This window comes from Polaromonas sp. (genome assembly GCF_043778355.1).
Lineage (GTDB): Bacteria > Pseudomonadota > Gammaproteobacteria > Burkholderiales > Burkholderiaceae_C > Polaromonas.
In genome coordinates, this window is the sequence record NZ_JAYWHI010000031.1 from 131823 (window position 1) to 147496 (window position 15674).

At 63.8% G+C, this 15674-nt stretch carries 17 protein-coding genes; 4 read left to right on the plus strand and 13 right to left on the minus strand.

Annotated elements, in window-relative coordinates; all coding sequences use genetic code 11:
• Window positions 1-42: 42 nt before the first annotated feature.
• Genes ACH2CW_RS05460 through phnG form a run of 4 tightly spaced genes read right to left on the minus strand, consistent with a single transcriptional unit; the run spans window position 43 to window position 3147 of the window.
• Window positions 43-948 (minus strand): alpha-D-ribose 1-methylphosphonate 5-phosphate C-P-lyase PhnJ, encoded by a 906-nt coding sequence (locus ACH2CW_RS05460; RefSeq protein ID WP_395055875.1) that lies wholly within the window; start codon window positions 946-948, stop codon window positions 43-45.
• On the minus strand, window positions 945-2090 hold the full coding sequence (locus ACH2CW_RS05465) for a carbon-phosphorus lyase complex subunit PhnI (protein ID WP_395055877.1): 1146 nt from the start codon (window positions 2088-2090) through the stop codon (window positions 945-947). Before ACH2CW_RS05465 ends, ACH2CW_RS05460 begins: the two co-directional genes overlap by 4 nt.
• 2 nt (window positions 2091-2092) lie before the next feature.
• Window positions 2093-2686, minus strand: a complete 594-nt coding sequence (gene phnH, locus ACH2CW_RS05470) for a phosphonate C-P lyase system protein PhnH (RefSeq protein WP_395055879.1) — start codon at window positions 2684-2686, stop codon at window positions 2093-2095.
• Entirely contained in the window at window positions 2683-3147 is a 465-nt protein-coding gene (gene phnG / locus ACH2CW_RS05475) for a phosphonate C-P lyase system protein PhnG (protein WP_395055881.1), read from the minus strand. The genes phnH and phnG overlap by 4 nt, the downstream gene beginning before the upstream one ends.
• 97 nt (window positions 3148-3244) lie before the next feature.
• Here phnG and phnF point away from each other — a divergent pair, with 97 nt between their 5' ends.
• Genes phnF through phnN form a run of 3 tightly spaced genes read left to right on the plus strand, consistent with a single transcriptional unit; the run spans window position 3245 to window position 5276 of the window.
• Window positions 3245-4015, plus strand: coding sequence for a phosphonate metabolism transcriptional regulator PhnF (phnF, locus tag ACH2CW_RS05480; protein WP_395055883.1), 771 nt, complete (start codon window positions 3245-3247; stop codon window positions 4013-4015).
• Complete coding sequence (locus ACH2CW_RS05485; RefSeq protein WP_395055885.1) at window positions 4012-4707, plus strand: DUF1045 domain-containing protein; 696 nt, start codon at window positions 4012-4014, stop codon at window positions 4705-4707. Before phnF ends, ACH2CW_RS05485 begins: the two co-directional genes overlap by 4 nt.
• Window positions 4704-5276: a phosphonate metabolism protein/1,5-bisphosphokinase (PRPP-forming) PhnN gene (gene phnN, locus ACH2CW_RS05490; RefSeq protein WP_395055887.1), complete on the plus strand. Its 573-nt coding sequence runs from the start codon at window positions 4704-4706 to the stop codon at window positions 5274-5276. The genes ACH2CW_RS05485 and phnN overlap by 4 nt, the downstream gene beginning before the upstream one ends.
• Here phnN and ACH2CW_RS05495 read toward each other — a convergent pair.
• The 4 genes from ACH2CW_RS05495 to phnC are packed head-to-tail and all read right to left on the minus strand — an operon-like array spanning window position 5237 to window position 8494.
• The gene (locus ACH2CW_RS05495; protein WP_395055889.1) at window positions 5237-5797 is read right to left on the minus strand and encodes a phosphonate degradation HD-domain oxygenase; all 561 of its coding nucleotides are present in this window, start codon (window positions 5795-5797) and stop codon (window positions 5237-5239) included. The genes phnN and ACH2CW_RS05495 overlap by 40 nt on opposite strands.
• A 10-nt stretch (window positions 5798-5807) precedes the next feature.
• Window positions 5808-6566, minus strand: a complete 759-nt coding sequence (gene phnE / locus ACH2CW_RS05500; RefSeq protein ID WP_395056151.1) for a phosphonate ABC transporter, permease protein PhnE — start codon at window positions 6564-6566, stop codon at window positions 5808-5810.
• A 59-nt stretch (window positions 6567-6625) separates the two neighbouring features.
• Window positions 6626-7591, minus strand: coding sequence for a phosphonate ABC transporter substrate-binding protein (gene phnD, locus ACH2CW_RS05505; RefSeq protein WP_395055891.1), 966 nt, complete (start codon window positions 7589-7591; stop codon window positions 6626-6628).
• A 39-nt stretch (window positions 7592-7630) separates the two neighbouring features.
• Window positions 7631-8494 (minus strand): phosphonate ABC transporter ATP-binding protein, encoded by an 864-nt coding sequence (gene phnC / locus ACH2CW_RS05510; protein WP_395055893.1) that lies wholly within the window; start codon window positions 8492-8494, stop codon window positions 7631-7633.
• Window positions 8495-8620: 126 nt separating this feature from the next.
• Between phnC and ACH2CW_RS05515 the strand changes: the two genes are divergently transcribed.
• The gene (locus tag ACH2CW_RS05515; RefSeq protein WP_395056153.1) at window positions 8621-10120 is read left to right on the plus strand and encodes an AMP nucleosidase; all 1500 of its coding nucleotides are present in this window, start codon (window positions 8621-8623) and stop codon (window positions 10118-10120) included.
• A gap of 89 nt (window positions 10121-10209) precedes the next feature.
• Here the strand turns inward: ACH2CW_RS05515 and ACH2CW_RS05520 are convergent, their stop codons facing one another.
• The 5 genes from ACH2CW_RS05520 to tcuA are packed head-to-tail and all read right to left on the minus strand — an operon-like array spanning window position 10210 to window position 15670.
• Window positions 10210-11211, minus strand: coding sequence for a D-2-hydroxyacid dehydrogenase (locus ACH2CW_RS05520; protein WP_395055895.1), 1002 nt, complete (start codon window positions 11209-11211; stop codon window positions 10210-10212).
• A gap of 4 nt (window positions 11212-11215) precedes the next feature.
• Window positions 11216-12247, minus strand: coding sequence for a Bug family tripartite tricarboxylate transporter substrate binding protein (locus tag ACH2CW_RS05525; protein ID WP_395055897.1), 1032 nt, complete (start codon window positions 12245-12247; stop codon window positions 11216-11218).
• A gap of 50 nt (window positions 12248-12297) precedes the next feature.
• Window positions 12298-13086, minus strand: coding sequence for a class II aldolase/adducin family protein (locus tag ACH2CW_RS05530; RefSeq protein WP_395055899.1), 789 nt, complete (start codon window positions 13084-13086; stop codon window positions 12298-12300).
• A 27-nt stretch (window positions 13087-13113) separates the two neighbouring features.
• Window positions 13114-14274 (minus strand): tricarballylate utilization 4Fe-4S protein TcuB, encoded by a 1161-nt coding sequence (gene tcuB / locus ACH2CW_RS05535; RefSeq protein WP_395055901.1) that lies wholly within the window; start codon window positions 14272-14274, stop codon window positions 13114-13116.
• Entirely contained in the window at window positions 14261-15670 is a 1410-nt protein-coding gene (gene tcuA, locus ACH2CW_RS05540; protein ID WP_395055903.1) for an FAD-dependent tricarballylate dehydrogenase TcuA, read from the minus strand. The genes tcuB and tcuA overlap by 14 nt, the downstream gene beginning before the upstream one ends.
• Between the last annotated feature and the right edge of the window lie 4 nt (window positions 15671-15674).

Sequence of the window (15674 nt, forward strand, 5' to 3'; positions counted from 1 at the left end):
ACTGTTTGCCAGCGCCGCGCACCGAAAGCAACAAATCATTTTTCATCGCGCGCCCTCCGCGCCGGCGCGCGCCAGCACATCGGGCATCTGCACCGCCTGCTGCGTGCCGGTATGGCCGGCATCGCGGCGCTCGCCGCAGTAGTCGCTGTCCGAACAGACAAACAGCCGGCTGCCAGCGTCATCCACAATCATTTCGTCGAGAAAGCTGTCGGCCGCGCCGCACAGCGCGCAGGCATGGTCCCACCGTTGCACCTCAAACGGGTGGTCTTCAAAGTCCAGACTGCGCACCTCGGTATAGGGCGGAATCGCATAGATGCGCTTTTCCCGCCCCGCCCCGAACAGTTGCAGCGCTGGATTCATGTTCATCTTGGGGTTGTCGAATTTCGGTATTGGCGACGGCGAGGTCAGGTAACGCCCGTTGACCAGCACCGGGTAGTCGTAGGTCTTGGAGATCGCGCCGAGCTGCGCAATGTCCTCGTAAAGTTTCACGTTCATCAGGCCGTATTCGGCCAGTGCATGCATGGTGATGGTTTCGCGGCGGCGCGGCTCCAGGCGAAACAGCGGCTCCGGCATCGGCACCTGATAAACAATGGTCTGGCCTTCCTTCAATGCCAGCTCGGGGATGCGGTGCCGGGTCTGGATGATGCTGGCCGCTGTGGTTCTTTCGGTGGTTTTCACCCCGGTGGTGCGCGCAAAAAATCGCCGGATATTGACCGCATTGGTGGTGTCGTCGGCACCCTGGTCGATCACCTTGAGCACATCGCCCTGCCCGATGATGCTGGCGGTCACCTGCACGCCGCCGGTGCCCCAGCCATAGGCAAACGGCATCTCGCGCGAGCCGAAGGGCACCTGGTAGCCGGGAATGGCCACGGCCTTGAGCATGGCCCGGCGAATCATCTTCTTGGTGCGCTCGTCGAGAAAGCCGAAGTTGTAGTTCTCGTCCATCATGCGGCCTTCTGTATCGTGGTGGCGGCCTGACCCGGACCGGGTTCGCCTTGAACGGCCAGTTTTTCCTGTGCGTGGGCAGCACGCAGCTTGCGTACCAGCTCCAGTTCGGACTGAAAATCGACGTAGTGCGGCAGCTTCAGGTGCTGCACAAAGCCCGAGGCCTCGAGGCTGTCGGCATGCGATAGCACAAACTCCTCGTCCTGTGCGGGTGAGGTCGCCAGCTCGCCGAGCTCACGCGCGCGCAGCGACCGGTCCACCAGCGCCATCGCCATGCTTTTTCGCTCGGCGCCGCCGAAGGCCAGACCGTAGCCCTGGGTGAACTGGGGCGGATGCTCGCGGTTGCCGGCAAACTGGTTGATCATCTGGCACTCGGTCAGCTCGACCTCACCGATGTCGATGGGAAATCCGAGCTCGTCGGCCTGGATTTCCACCGCAACCCTGCCGCGCCGGATTTCACCGGCAAACGGATGGCTGTTGGCGTAACCGCGCTGGGTCGAATAACCGAGTGCCAGCAGCCAGCCCTCGTCGCCACGTGCCAGCGCCTGCAGGCGCAGCGGGCGGTCCGCCGGGAACATCAGCGGATCGCGTGTCAGGTCGCCGGGCGGCTCCTGGGCGCCGGGCTGCGGTATTTCCATCAAACCCTCGCGCGCCATCAGTTCATTGATGCGCGGCATGTGGTCGGGCAAGACCTGCGCTGCTTCCGCCGGCGTGCCTGACACATCATCGCCGTCCCCATCGGCCAGCAGCGCGAAGTCCAGCAGGCGCTGGGTGTAGTCGTAGGTCGCGCCGAGCACCTGGCCACCGGGCACATCCTTGAAGGTCGCAGACACACGCCGCGTCAGCGCCATGCGGGCGGTGTCCAGCGGAAGGCTGTAGCCGAAACGTGGCAAGGTGGTGCGGTAGGCACGCAGCAGAAAAATCGCCTCGATCAGATCGCCGCCGGCCTGCTTGATCGCAAGTGCCGCCAACTCCGGGTCGTACAGAGATCCTTCCGACATCACGCGGTCCACCGCCAGCGGCAACTGCTCGCGGATCTGCCCCACCGAGAGGACAGGCAGAGAAGTGTCCCCGCGGCGCTGCGCGGCCAGCAGGCGCCAGGAGGCTTCGATGGCGGCAGTGCCGCCCTTGACTGCGACATACATGACTAAATTCCCTCCAACCGCCGCACACGGGTGGTGCGCGGCAAACCCAGCACGGCATCCGCGCAGGTAAAAACAATGTCCACCCCTTGCGGGAAGGCCGCATGGTTGGCCTGCCACTGGGTCCAGAAGCTGTCGGGCAGGCCGGCGAGGCGGACCGTCTGCATGTCGCGGATGCCGGGTCCGTGCCACTCCACCGGCGGGCCTTCGCTCAGCGACGGGACCTCGACCAGCAGGGTGGCCGCCTGTTCCGGCGATTCCGCCGAACCAGCCGCAAAAGCCTCCAGCGCTGACATCGCGGCCACATCGCCGATGACTGCAAAAGCCGCGTGCGCAGGCGCCGCCGCAACACGCGCGCCGGTATGAAAACGCAGCCAGTCCGCCGCGCTGCCCGGCTGCTGCCACCAGACCGGCGTATCGTCATCGGTCAGGGCAAGCAGCAGGTGGGCCATCGCAGGGCCGAGGCCCAGACCGGGGACGGGCCGGCCGATGGCCATGCGCTGCCCTGGCCGGGAGAGCGCTTCCAGCACGGCACGGAAGGCCGCCTGGGCCTCATGCACCGGATCACCAAAACCCGCGCTTATCGCTTGTGGATTCATGCCTCACCCCGGACAAAGGTAAAAAATTCGACTTTCGAAGCGGCGGCTGCACGGCTGGTGGCTTCGCGCTGTATCGCCTGCCGTTGATGCATGGGCGCAATCACTTCCCGCTGAAGCCGGGCCTGCCGCGTCTCGTCCTGCAGCAAGGCGTCGAACAAGGCCACCAGCTCGGCCTTGCGGCGGTCGCGCCCCAGCGTGTAGCCCACGCCCAGCGCGCTGGTCCCCACCCGCAGCGCGCAGCGCGTGACGGTGGCTTCGCCGAGGTTAAAGGCATCACCGGTGCCACCGACCCGGCCGCGCAGCATGACCATGCCAGGCTCGGGCGGTCGCACCTGTTCGATGGGCGGCAGATCGGCGAGCGTCGTCAGCGCCTGCTCCAGCTCGGCCCGGCCAGCGCGCGATAACACGCCCAGCCAGCGCTGGCGGGCACGCTGGTTTTCATGAATGTCCTGGTTTGTCATACAGATGTCTAAATCAGTCACTAGAGTTGAAGGCAGTGCAAGAGGCAGCACGCAAATGCAAGAGAACCCTAGTTCAACCGGACAACATGACCAAATGATGACAAGCGAACGAGCTCTTTCAAGTGCGCCCGGCCGGCGCAGCGGCGTGGCGGTGTGGAAGCAGATTGCAGACACACTGAGCACGGAAATCCGTAACCGCGCATTCACCGCCAGCGGTCGCCTCCCCAGTGAAAACGAGTTGTCGCAGCGTTTCAGTGTGAACCGACACACCGTGCGCCAGGCCGTCGCCGCGCTGCAACTCGACGGGCTGGTGCGTATCGAACCGGGACGCGGAACCTTTGTCCAGCACGAGTTGCTCGACTACGTGTTGTCGCGTCGGACCCGCTTCAGCGAAAACCTGCAGCGCCAGGGCCTACTTCCAAGCAAACAGTTGCTGACCGCCCGGGAAATCCCTGCGCCCGAACGCGCCGCCGAGGAACTCCAGCTGACAAAAAACGCCAAGGTACTGATGGTGGAGATGCTCGACGAAGCCAACAACCAGCCCATCGCCCTGGCCACCGCGTATTACCCCGCCGCGCGTTTTACCGGGCTGCTGGAAATGCTGAACGACGGAACCGGCACCACCGACATCCTGCGCCACTTCGGGGTGGTCGATTACCTGCGCGCTGAAAGTCGCATCACCACGCAAATGCCCTCCGATGAAACCGCACGCCTGCTCAAGCAGGCCACCAACCGGCCGGTGCTCTGCGTCGAATGCCTGGACGTGGACATGGACGGTCGGCCCATCAAATACGGCGAGACGGTTTTCTGCGGTGATCGGGTGCAACTGGTGGTCAGCGCCGGTCAGGACGGGGGAGAAGGCGCATGAGCCCGCGTTATGCGATTTATTTCTCGCCGGCCAAACACTCCGCCTGGTGGACCTTCGGTGCGCATTGGCTGGGACGCGATGAACACGACAACAGGACACTGTCCCAGCCCGAGGCAGCCGGTATCGCCCCGGCAGAGTTGCAAACGATCACGGCCGAGCCGCGCCGTTATGGCTTTCACGCCACGCTCAAAGCCCCGTTCCACCTGTCTGACGGCCACAACGAGGCCGACCTGGTCGCGCGCCTCGGGCGTCTCGCGCAGGCACTGTCGCCAGTTGCGCTGGGACCGCTGCAGCTTGCCACGCTGGGCAACTTTGTGGCCCTGGTTCCCGAGGCGGCGCCTGCAGGCTTGCATACCCTGGCCACCGCCTGCGTCGCCGGACTCGACGATCTGCGCGCGCCGCTGAGCGAGGCCGATCTGGCGCGGCGCCGCAGTGCCGGTCTTGATGCCCGTGAAGCCGAATTGCTGGCCCTGTATGGGTATCCCTACGTGCTGGAGCGCTTCCGCTTTCACATGACGCTGACCGGCCCGGTCGATGACGCGATGGCCCAGCGCGTGCGCCTGGCCACTGCCGCCAACCTTGCAGCCCTGAACGCTCAGGCGCCGCTGGCACTGGACCGGCTCTGCCTGTTTGTCGAGCACGATTCGGGCGCGCCGTTTCGGCGTGTCATCGACCTTCGGCTGTCAGCATGAGCGCCCATCAGCAAAGTGGTGCCTGGGTGTTTGTCTGCGGCCCCTCGGGTTCAGGTAAAGATAGCGTGATGGCCTATGCGCAACAGGCCCTGGCAGTGCGCAGAGACATCGTCTTCGCCCGGCGATTTGTCACCCGGCCGGTGCATGCGGGCTCGGACCACGACGCGCTGACGTCTGCGGCTTTTGCCACGTTGTTGCAAACCGGCGGCCTGAGCTGGCACTGGCGGGCCCACGACTATTCCTACGGCATCGCCAGAGCGTACGGCGAGGCGGTCGGTGCCGGACGACGGGTGGTGGTCAATGGATCGCGCGAACATGTCAGGGATATGCCGGTCTCGACCGATGTGCGGGTGGTTCACATCACCGCAGACCCCGAAGCACTGGCACAGCGCCTGCACAAACGCGGCCGCGACAGCGCCGAAGCGGTGGCACGGCGCATGGAGCGCAACGCGGATTTCCATGGTCTGTCCGCCGACTGTGTGATCGTCAATAACGGCGAGCTGGCCGACGCTGGCCGGCAGCTGGCGAACTACCTTGCCGAGGCCGACTCCGCGCAGCTCGCGCGCTGAAGCACAGCGGCATAGTGCGTCCAGCTGGGCGTTGAGGCCTCCGGGCTTTTAGCGCTATCGTCCCAGCGCCTGAGCGCCACCGCATCGGCTGCAAACGCCTGGGCCATGAAGGCATGCGCCTGATTCGCCGAGAACGGCCCGCCTTGCAACACCAGACTTCTTCTGGAAGCCAGCGACAGACCGGACCAGTAGCTTGGGTCCACGCGGCACAGATAACGCTTGGCATCGACGTGCATGCGAATGGGTGCCAATACCGCCTCCGGAAACACACCCCGCAAAAACGGCAAGGCCATGAACTGGTGAAGGTCGTCCGCGCTGGCAGCTTTGGGGCGCTGTTCGGGTGCGAGCAGGTGCCCCAGGTCATGCAGCAGCGCGGCCGCGATCAACGCCGGCGTAGCGCCGGCCTGCTCAGCCAGGTGTGCGCACTGCAGCGCATGCTGCTGCTGGGTAACGGCCTCGGCCCCGTACTGAACCGCACCGTTTGCATGGAACAGCTCGGTGATCTCGTCAAGGGTCAGCACAGCTTTTTTCCTAAACGAGGGCTTTGCGGATACGTGCCGAGATCAGGTCGATGACACTGACAGTGACCACGATGATGATCATCACGGCGCAGGTTTCGGCGTACTGGAAACCGCGGATGATTTCCCACAACACCACACCGATGCCGCCAGCCCCCACCATACCGACCACCGAGGCCGAGCGCACATTCGACTCGAAGCGATACAGCGTGTAGGAAATCCACAGCGGCAACACCTGCGGGATCACGCCGTAGAGGATTTCCTCCAGCGCATTGGCGCCGGTGGCGCGTATGCCTTCGACCGGCTGCGGATCGATGGACTCCACCGCCTCCGAAAACAGCTTGGCCAGGATGCCGGTGGTATGGATCCAGAGCGCGAGCACGCCGGCAAAAGGGCCCAGACCCACAGCCACGATGAACAACATGGCAAACACCATCTCGTTGATGGCGCGGGCCGCGTCCATCAGCCGGCGCACCGGCTGGCGCACCCAGACCGGCGCAATGTTGGCGGATGACAGCAGTGCCAGTGGCACGGCGCAGACCACCGCCAGCGCCGTCCCCCACAGCGCAATCTGCACCGTGATGATCATCTCGGTCAGATAGTTGCGCCACTCCTTGAAGTTGGGCGGGAAAAAACTGGCCGCGTATTCGGCCATGTTGCCGGAGTCACGCAGCAGGTCCAGCGGGCGCATGTCGGCGCCTTTCCAGGACAGGGCCAGCAAGGCCAGCAACACGCCCCAGGCCATCATGCCCAGCAGGCTGGTGCGCGGCATGTCAGGCAGCGCGGGTGGCGTTGGCACCGGCAGGCGCGCAGTGGTACTCACGGCCGGGCTCAGTTCTTGCCCAGCTCGGCGAGCTTGCGGTCAATCTCGGCGACCTTGGCCTGCTTTTCGGCGCCAGGCAGATTCGCGTCAGCCTCGAACTTGTTGCGCTCCTTGAACAGCTCAAGCTGACGGATGGGAATCAGCTGCGCATTGGTGGACGGCTTGAAGGCCGACAGCTTGGAGATCTTCATCATGACGTCCTTTTCCTGCTGGCTTCCCTGGCCGTAGCTGTAGAAAAAGTCCTTCAGCTTTTGTTTGGTGACCTCTGGCAGGTCCTTGCGCATCACCAGGGGGTCCAGAGGAATCAGCGGCGAAGTCCAGACCACGCGAATGTCCTTGAATTTTTCGGGCAATTTATCCTTGACCTTGTCCAGATTTTCGCTGTTGTTGGTGGCCACATCGACTTGCTTGTTGGCGACCGCCAGCGCGTTGCTTTCGTGGTTGGCGCCGCGCGACACCCTGAAAGCGGTCTTGGCGTCGATCTTGTTTTGCGCAAAAACGTAATAGCTGGGCACCAGGAATCCTGAGGTGGAGTTGGGGTCACCATTGCCGAAGGACAGGTTTTTCGAATTTTTCAGCACATCGTCAAGGCTCTTGAGCGGGCTGTCCTTGTGCACGATCAGATGTGAGTAATAGCCCTGGGTACCGTCGGCGTTGACCATCTGGGCGAACACCTCACCATTGGCGCGGTCCACGGCCTCCATGGCTGACTTGTTGCCATACCAGGCCACATGCACTTTGTTGAAACGCATGCCTTCGATGATGCCGGCATAGTCGGGCGCGAAGAAAGCCGTGACCTTGTAACCGGTCTTTTTCTGCATATCCTCGATCAGGGGTTGCCAATCGTTCTTGAGATTTTGCGACGATTCCGTGGAAATGATGCCGAAGTTGATTTCCTTGAGGTCCTGCGCATGAACCGGCGCCAACGCGAGCAGCGTTGTGGCGGCCAGTCCTGACAATAGAGTTTTGATCATGGTGATTTCCTTGAGTGTGTTTGTGGAGAGCGGGCGAATTCAGGCAGCCTGCGCCATCGGCGTCGGCCAGGCGAGATGGGGAACGGGTTTGACCTTGTCTTCCAGGCTGGAGATGGCATCACCCAGAGACAGGATGTCGTCGGCTTCAGCGCCGTACAGATCGCGCAGCACGGAAGGGGTCAGACCGACCGAGGGACCGTCGTACACCACCTTGCCCTGGTGCAGGGCGATGGTGCGGGCGCAGTACTTCATGGCCACATTGACCTGGTGCAGCGATACCACCACGGTGCAGCGGTCTTCACGGTTGATGCGCGCCAGAATGTCCATGACCTTGCGCGAGGACTCCGGGTCCAGCGATGCAATCGGCTCATCGGCCAGCACCACCTTGGCGCCCTGCACCATGGCGCGCGCAATGGCGGCACGCTGCTGCTGGCCGCCTGACAGGGTGGAGGCGCGCTGCGCACAACACTCGGCAATACCAACGCGCCGCAGGGCTTCGATGCCCCTGGCTTTTTCCTCCGGCGTGAACCAGCGGATCAGGCTACGCCACATCGGCACCCGGTGCAAGGTGCCGGCCAGTACATTGACCAGCACCGGCAGGCGACCCACCAGGTTGAACTGCTGGAACACAAAACCGATGCCGGAGCGTACGGAGCGGATATTCGCCGCAATCTTCCCATTGCTCTGCACCGTGCGGCCATGAATCACGATGGAGCCCTGGCCGGCCGAATCACCGGCCATCAGGCCCGCCATGTGTCGCAGCAGCGTGGATTTCCCGGAGCCGGAAGCGCCGATCAGCGCAACCATTTCGCCGGGCGCAATGCTCAGGTCGATCTGTTGCAGTGCCTTGCGGCCATTGCCAAATGTCTTGCTCAGTGTGTTGATCCGGATGGCAGCTTCCATGGTCTCTCCAGGTGGTGTTGCCATTGAATCTAGGGTCGCAATGTGTCGGTTTCGTGTCAGTTCGGCGCGAAATCCGGGTTTCGGCGAGCGGGGCACAATGAGAACTTGTCCGAAAGTTCCACGCCCATGCCCTACCTGCCCGCCTTCATCGCGCCCACCCGTTACACCGACCCCGCCGCTGCGCTGGCGCAGGTCCGCCTGATTTATGACCAGCAAATTGCCCACCTGCGCGGCGCCATGCACCGTTACGTGGCCGGCGAAACCTTGCCTGGCCATGTGCGTGCCTGTTACCCCTTTGTGCGCATACACACCGATACCGTGGCCCGCGCCATCCTGGAAACGCCCGATATCGCGCAGCTCAGTTACGGTTTTGTCGCCGGCCCCGGCCGCTACGAAACCACGCTGACCCGGCCCGACCTCTACGGCAACTACTACCTGGAGCAGTTCCGCCTGCTGTTGCAAAACCATTCGGTGGAACTGGAAGTGGGCACCAGCACCCAGCCGATTCCAGTGCACTTCTCGTTTGCCGAACACGACCACATCGAAGGCAGTCTGAGCGCCGCGCGCCGCATGCTCATGCGTGACGTGTTCGACCTGCCAGACCTGGCTGCGATGGACGACGGCATCGCCAACGGTACCTACGAGGTCAGTCCGGGCGAGCCGCAACCGCTGTCGCTGTTCACCGCCGCGCGCGTCGACTATTCACTGCAGCGCCTGCGTCACTACACCGGCACCTCGCCGCATTGGTTCCAGAACTTCGTGCTGTACACCAACTATCAGTTCTATATTGACGAGTTTGTGCGCCTGGGCCACGAGGAGATGGCCAGGTCCGACAGCGAGTACATTGCTTTTGTCGAACCCGGCAACGTGGTGACACGCCGCGCCGGCCTGCCACCCGTGGCTGGCGACGAACTCGGCATGGCGCCACCACGGCTGCCGCAGATGCCGGCCTATCACCTGATGCGCGCCGACCGCAGCGGCATCACCATGGTCAACATCGGTGTCGGACCGGCCAACGCCAAAAACATCACCGACCACATCGCGGTGCTGCGCCCGCATGCCTGGATCATGCTGGGCCACTGCGCTGGCCTGCGCAACAGCCAGCAGCTCGGCGACTACGTGCTCGCGCACGGGTATGTGCGCGAAGACCATGTGCTCGACGAGGAACTGCCGCTGTGGGTGCCGATCCCGGCGCTGGCCGAAATCCAGGTGGCGCTGGAGCGGGCCGTCAAGGATGTCACACGGCTGGAGGGGCCGGACCTCAAGCGCATCATGCGCACTGGCACGGTGGCTTCGACCGACAACCGCAACTGGGAACTGCTGCCCGGCAATCAGCCGCAACGCCGTTTCAGCCAGAGCCGCGCGGTGGCACTGGACATGGAAAGCGCCACCATCGCCGCCAACGGTTTTCGCTTCCGCGTGCCCTACGGCACCCTGCTGTGTGTCAGCGACAAGCCCTTACACGGCGAGATCAAGCTGCCGGGCATGGCCAACCACTTCTACCGCGAACGTGTGGACCAGCACCTGCGCATCGGCATGCGCGCCATCGAGCTGCTGCGCGAACAGGGCTCGACCCAGTTGCACAGCCGCAAGCTGCGCAGTTTTTCGGAAGTGGCGTTCCAGTAACCGGCCTCAGCGGCCCCTGACTTGCTATTGTTTGTAGAGCTGCTTGCGCCCGTCCAGCATGGGCTGGAGGCCTTTTTTACTTGCAAACATCAGGGAATGGCATGTTGCAGCGGCTGGCCCGCCTGCCAGCGCGCCAGATTCGCCAGAAACAGCGCGCAGACGCGCCGGTGGTTGCCGTCGGAATGACCTGCCGAGTGCGGCGTGACGATGACCTGGGGCAAGGCCCACAGCGGCGACGCACTGTCCAGCGGCTCATGCTCAAACACATCGAGGTAAGCGCCTCCCAGCTGCCCGGCCTGAAGGGCCGAGATCAGGGCAGCCTCGACCACCACCTCGCCGCGTGCGACGTTGATCAGGCAGGCGCCGGCTGGCAGCAAGGCCAGCGAGCGGGCGTCCACCAGCGCCCGCGTCTGCGGCGTCAGCGGGCAAGCCAGCACCAGCCAGTCGGCGCGCGGCAGCACGGCGGGCAGTTGCGCCAGACCCACCATCTCGACACCCTCCTCGGGCGCAGGCGCGGGACTGTGGCGTGCCACCACGACCTGCAGGCCGAGCAGGCGCAAAAAGGCGGCGATACGCCTGCCTATCGGTCCCCAGCCGACGATCACCGCAGTCTGGCCAGCCAGATCGCGCGGCAGTGGCCCGCTCACCAGAGGCGCCCAGGTGCGCGCTTGCTGCGCGGCCATGAGCTGCGGAAAGCGCCGGGCCAGCGAAAGCAAGCCGGCCAGAGCGGTCTGCGCGACCACCTCTGCATTGGCGCCGGACGAGGTGGTCACCTGCACACCGCGCGCCCGCAGTTCAGCGAAAATCGGCCTGTCGGCGCCGGCAGAATGGATATGCACCCAACGCAAGCCATCTGACCGGCGCAGCAGCGCATAAAAATCCTGCAGACCCTGCGTCAGTTCGTGTTTGGTCGACAGACCGGTCACGTCGCGGGAAACGAAGGCAATGTCCACGCCGGCCTGCGCGGTATTGGCGGCCTCGCCCATGCTCACGAGCTCAACCGCGCCCTCGCCCATCACCTGCATGATCGCCCGTGCCAGTTCCTGCCGGACCGCAGGCGACAGCAGGATGCGAAGTGGCCGCAGCGTCAAGCCCTCACTCCGCGCGTGCGCCGGACTCGACCACGATGACTTTCCACTTTTCGAACTCACGCTGAACAAACTGGGAAAACTGTGCGGGCGTTCCACCCATCGGGTCAGCGCCAGCGGTGATGAGTTGCTGTTCAATGGCTGGAATGGCAATGATCTCATTGACGTGTTTGTTCAGGACACTGATCACGGCATCCGGCGTGCCTTTGGGTGCAAAAAAACCGAACCAGGAGCCGGCCTCAAAGCCAGGGAACCCTTTCTCCGCAATGGTCGGCACCTCAGGCATGGAACGCGAGCGTTTTGCACTGCTCACGGCAATCGGTCGAATTTTGCCGGCCTGAATGTGCGGCATCACTGAGGGGATGGTGGCAAACATGAACTGGATGCGTCCGGCCAGCAGGTCACGCACCGCGTCGGCACCCTTGTAGGCAATGTGTGTCGCCTCAAAGCCAGCGCGTTTGGCCAACATGTAGCCTGACAGGTGCGAGGAGGTTCCCACACCGGTGGAGCCGTAATTCAGTTTGCCCGGGTTGGCCTTGGCGTAAGCAATGAACTCCTCCACGGTAGTGGCACTGACCGAAGGATGGACCACCAGCACGTTGGGCACTTCGGCAATCTGCACCACCGGCACCAGATCGGTCAGCGGGTTATAGGACAGCTTGCTGTACAGCGTGGGATTGACCGCAATCGGACCGACGGAGTTGACGATCAGGGTGTAGCCATCAGGCGCCGCACGCACCACCATCTCGGTGCCGATGTTGCCACCCGCACCGGGCTTGTTATCGATCACGAACTGCTGCTTCAGGCGTTCCGACAGCTGTTGTGATACCAGGCGTGTCAGGATGTCGGTTGTCCCTCCCGCGGTGAAGGCCACCACCACCCGCACCGGTTTGACCGGGTAGGTCTGGGCATACGCGCCCAGGGCAGTTGCGCCCAACAGCACGGCAGCGGCGAAGCGCGCGGCCCGGCGCCGAATGCGCAAGCCACTGCTGCTCTGTCGTGGGGGAAGGGCAGGTGATTCAAAAGCGCTTGTCGGCATGGTTTGTCTCCAGTTGTTATTCGGGATTGCGCGGAAGGAGTCGAAGTTTTTCAGCTCTTGTAGTCGGGCTGGCTGCGATCAAGTTTGCGCAGCAGCGCGGGCCACTCCATCAGGCCATAAGGACGGCGGGTGCCGGGCTGGTAATTGCTCCAGGTTTCCTCGAGCACCGGCTGCGCCACCGGTACAAAGGGGGTGTTGCAGGCCATGGCCGCAAGCTGGGAACGGCAAGCCAGCTCCAGCCGGTGCATCCAGTTGAAGGCCTCGCCAATGCTGCGGCCCACCGTCAGCACGCCGTGGTTGCGCAGGATCAACGCCTCGCCGTCACCGAGGTCCCGCACCAGCGATTCCTGCTCGTCGAGGTTGAGCACCACACCGCAGTAGTCGTGGTAGCCGATCTTGAGAAAACGCATCGCGGTCTGCGTCAGCGGCAGCAGCCCGCACTGCAGCGAGGACACCGCCATCGATGCCCAGCTGTGCGTGTGGATCACGCAGGCCAACTCCGGCCTGGCCTCATGCACCGCGCTGTGGATCACATAACCCGCCTTGTTGATGCCATAGTTGAGCGCGCCGAAATCCGGCTGGGCCAGGATGTTGCCGTCGTGGTCGATCTTGACCAGGCTGGACGCGGTGATCTCCTCGTACATCATGCCGTAGGCATTGATGAGGAAAGCCCCGTCTTCGTCAGGTACCCGCGCCGAAATGTGGTTGGCCATCATGTCGGACATGCCATAAATCTCTACCAGCCGGTAGCAGGCCGCCAGGTCCACGCGGGCCTGCCACTCGGCGGGCGAGCAGCGGCCCTTCATCGATTCAATCTTCAGTCTGCCGTCGTCTTGCATGCCTATTCTCCAGGGCGTATGTCGTGTTCAGTCGTCACCGAGCTTCAGGGTGCCGGGCTGCCGTTTTTCAATCGCCCACTTGAGCAGGGCGGCGCTGCGAAAAATGCCGTGGGCGAATTTCCCATAAGGCAGGGTCAGGAACAAGGCCATCACCACGCCGAGATGGATGGCCAGCAGCAGCGCCATGGCGCCAGTGTCGCGCCAGGCCAGCAGGGCCAGACCGGTCAGGCTGGTAAAAAACAGCAGCGCGATGAATCCTCGGTCCATCGGCTTTTGCGCAGCATCACCATGCATGGGATGGCGCCGGAGATTCAGCCAGAACAGGCCGGCAGGGCCGATCAGCAGGCCGATGCCCCCTGCCGTTCCCAGCAGCACCGGCAGGCTGGTCAAGGCATACGGCGCCGGCAAACCCAGCAGGTAGTGGTACAGCGTGGCCACCGAGGTCGCGGCGAAACACAGCATGAAGCCATAGAAGGTGAGGTGGTGAAACCGCCGGCGCCACAGCGTGAAGGCGTCGTCGCTTTCATTGCAGCCCTCGCCGTGGCCGCCATCCAGATACTTGAGGCGCAGCACATTGAGACTGGCCTCGGTGACAGCGGCACCTGTGGCCTGGCCGGGCGAGACGTCGCGCCAGAACTTGCGCACCCCCAGTCCCAAGGCCAGCACGGCGAACAAAAAGATGGGCGCAAACATCAGCACCAGCAGGTTGTGCGGAAAAATCGCGTAGAAGTTGCCGGCCAGCGGCGCGTGCAACAGGGTGCCGTTGAGCCCCAGCGCCAGCACCAGAAACAGCGCCAGCCCGGCGGCCAGCGCCATGGCCATGGTCAGGCCGTTGCGCTTGTACAGCGCGCCCAGGGCGGGTGGCCAGGCATAGTCTGCGTAGGTCTGACCGCGCACCTGGGCCATGGCTTGCGGCACGTTGACCGCAAACGCGTGGGGCGGCGCGTACTGGCAGGCATGGAAACAGGCGCCGCAGTTGTGGCACAGGTTGGCCAGGTAGTGGATGTCAGCCTTGCCGAACTCCAGCCGGCGGGTCATGGCCGGAAACACGGCGCAAAAACCTTCGCAATAACGGCACGCATTGCAAATTTGCAGTTGCCGGCCGACCTCGGTTTCGTAAGGTGTGAGCGGCATTTCGCCCAGCGCCAGGGCGCGGGCGTCGCGGGTCAGGGCGTCAAGCTGCTGCACGGCGCGCCCCCTGATCCATCGCTGCCTGTGCGGCCTGCGTGCCGGCAATGCGGCCGAAAGCCGTGCCTATCGACATGCCCACACCGGCCGTATACCCCTTGCCAAGCACGTTGCCGGCCATCATCTCGCCGGCGACAAACAGGTTGTCACTGGGCTGGCCGCCAAAATGCACGGCGGCCTGGTCGTTGACCTTCAGGCCCAGGTAGGTAAAGGTGACGCCAGGCTTGAGCGCGTAGCCGTAGAAGGGCGCGGTATCCAGCGGCCGCGCCCAGTGGGTTTTGGCTGGCAAGACGCCGTCGGTGTGGCAGTCGTCCAGCGTGGTGTGGTCGAAAGTGCCAAGGCGGCAGGCCGCGTTGTAGTCGTCGAGGGTTTGCATGAAAGTGCTTTCGTCCAGGCCGAGCTTGCGGGCCAGCTCGGGCAGCGAGTCAGCTTTGACGCCAGGAAATACCGGCGGCATGAAGCGGCCAATGGCCTTGGCATCGATGATGGAAAAAGCGGTCTGGCCGGGCTGCTGCGCCACCAGGCGACCCCAGATCGCATAACGCTTGGGCCAGAAATCCTCGCCCTCGTCGTAAAAGCGCCGAGCCTGTGTGTTGACCACCACACCCAGCGAGACGCAATCGATACGTGTACAGATGCCACCGTCGTACAACGGCGCGCGCGCGTCGATCGCCACCATGTGGGCCTGTGTGGCGTCACCAATGCTGTCGGCGCCGTGTTCGTCCAGCATGTGTTTGAGCAGCACACCCTTGTTGAAGGCGGTGCCACGGATCAGGAAGTTGTCGGCCGGCCATTCGCCGTCGGCATTCTGGCCCCAGGCCTCGCGCAACCATTCGCGGTTGGACTCGAAACCGCCGGCAGCCAGCACGCAGGACCGGGCTTCAAGCCGTTCATGGCCAATATGCGCAGCGACGAAGCGGCCATCGCGCATGTCGAGCCGATCCACTTCGGCGTTGTAGCGGATTTGCACGCCGAGTTTTTCCGCGCTGCGGTAGTAGGCATTGACCAACGCCTTGCCGCCGCCCATGAAAAATGCGTTGGTGCGCGCCACATGCAGCGCACCGGACAAGGGCGGCTGAAAATGCACGCCATGGCTGCGCATCCAGTCGCGGCAGTCGGACGAGGCGCGAATGGTCAGGCGCGCCAGGTGTTCGTTGGTCAGCCCGCCAGTCACCTTCAGCAGGTCCTGCCAGTATTCCTCTTCCGGATAGGCTTCGACCAGCACATCCTGCGGCGCATCGTGCATGCAGCGCAGGTTTCGCGTGTGTTGCGAGTTGCCGCCGCGCCACTCGGGCGGGGCCGACTCCAGCAACAGCACCGAAGCCCCCGCCTCGCGCGCCATCAAGGCCGCACACAGGGCCGCGTTGCCGCCACCTATGACCAGAACATCAACCATCGGG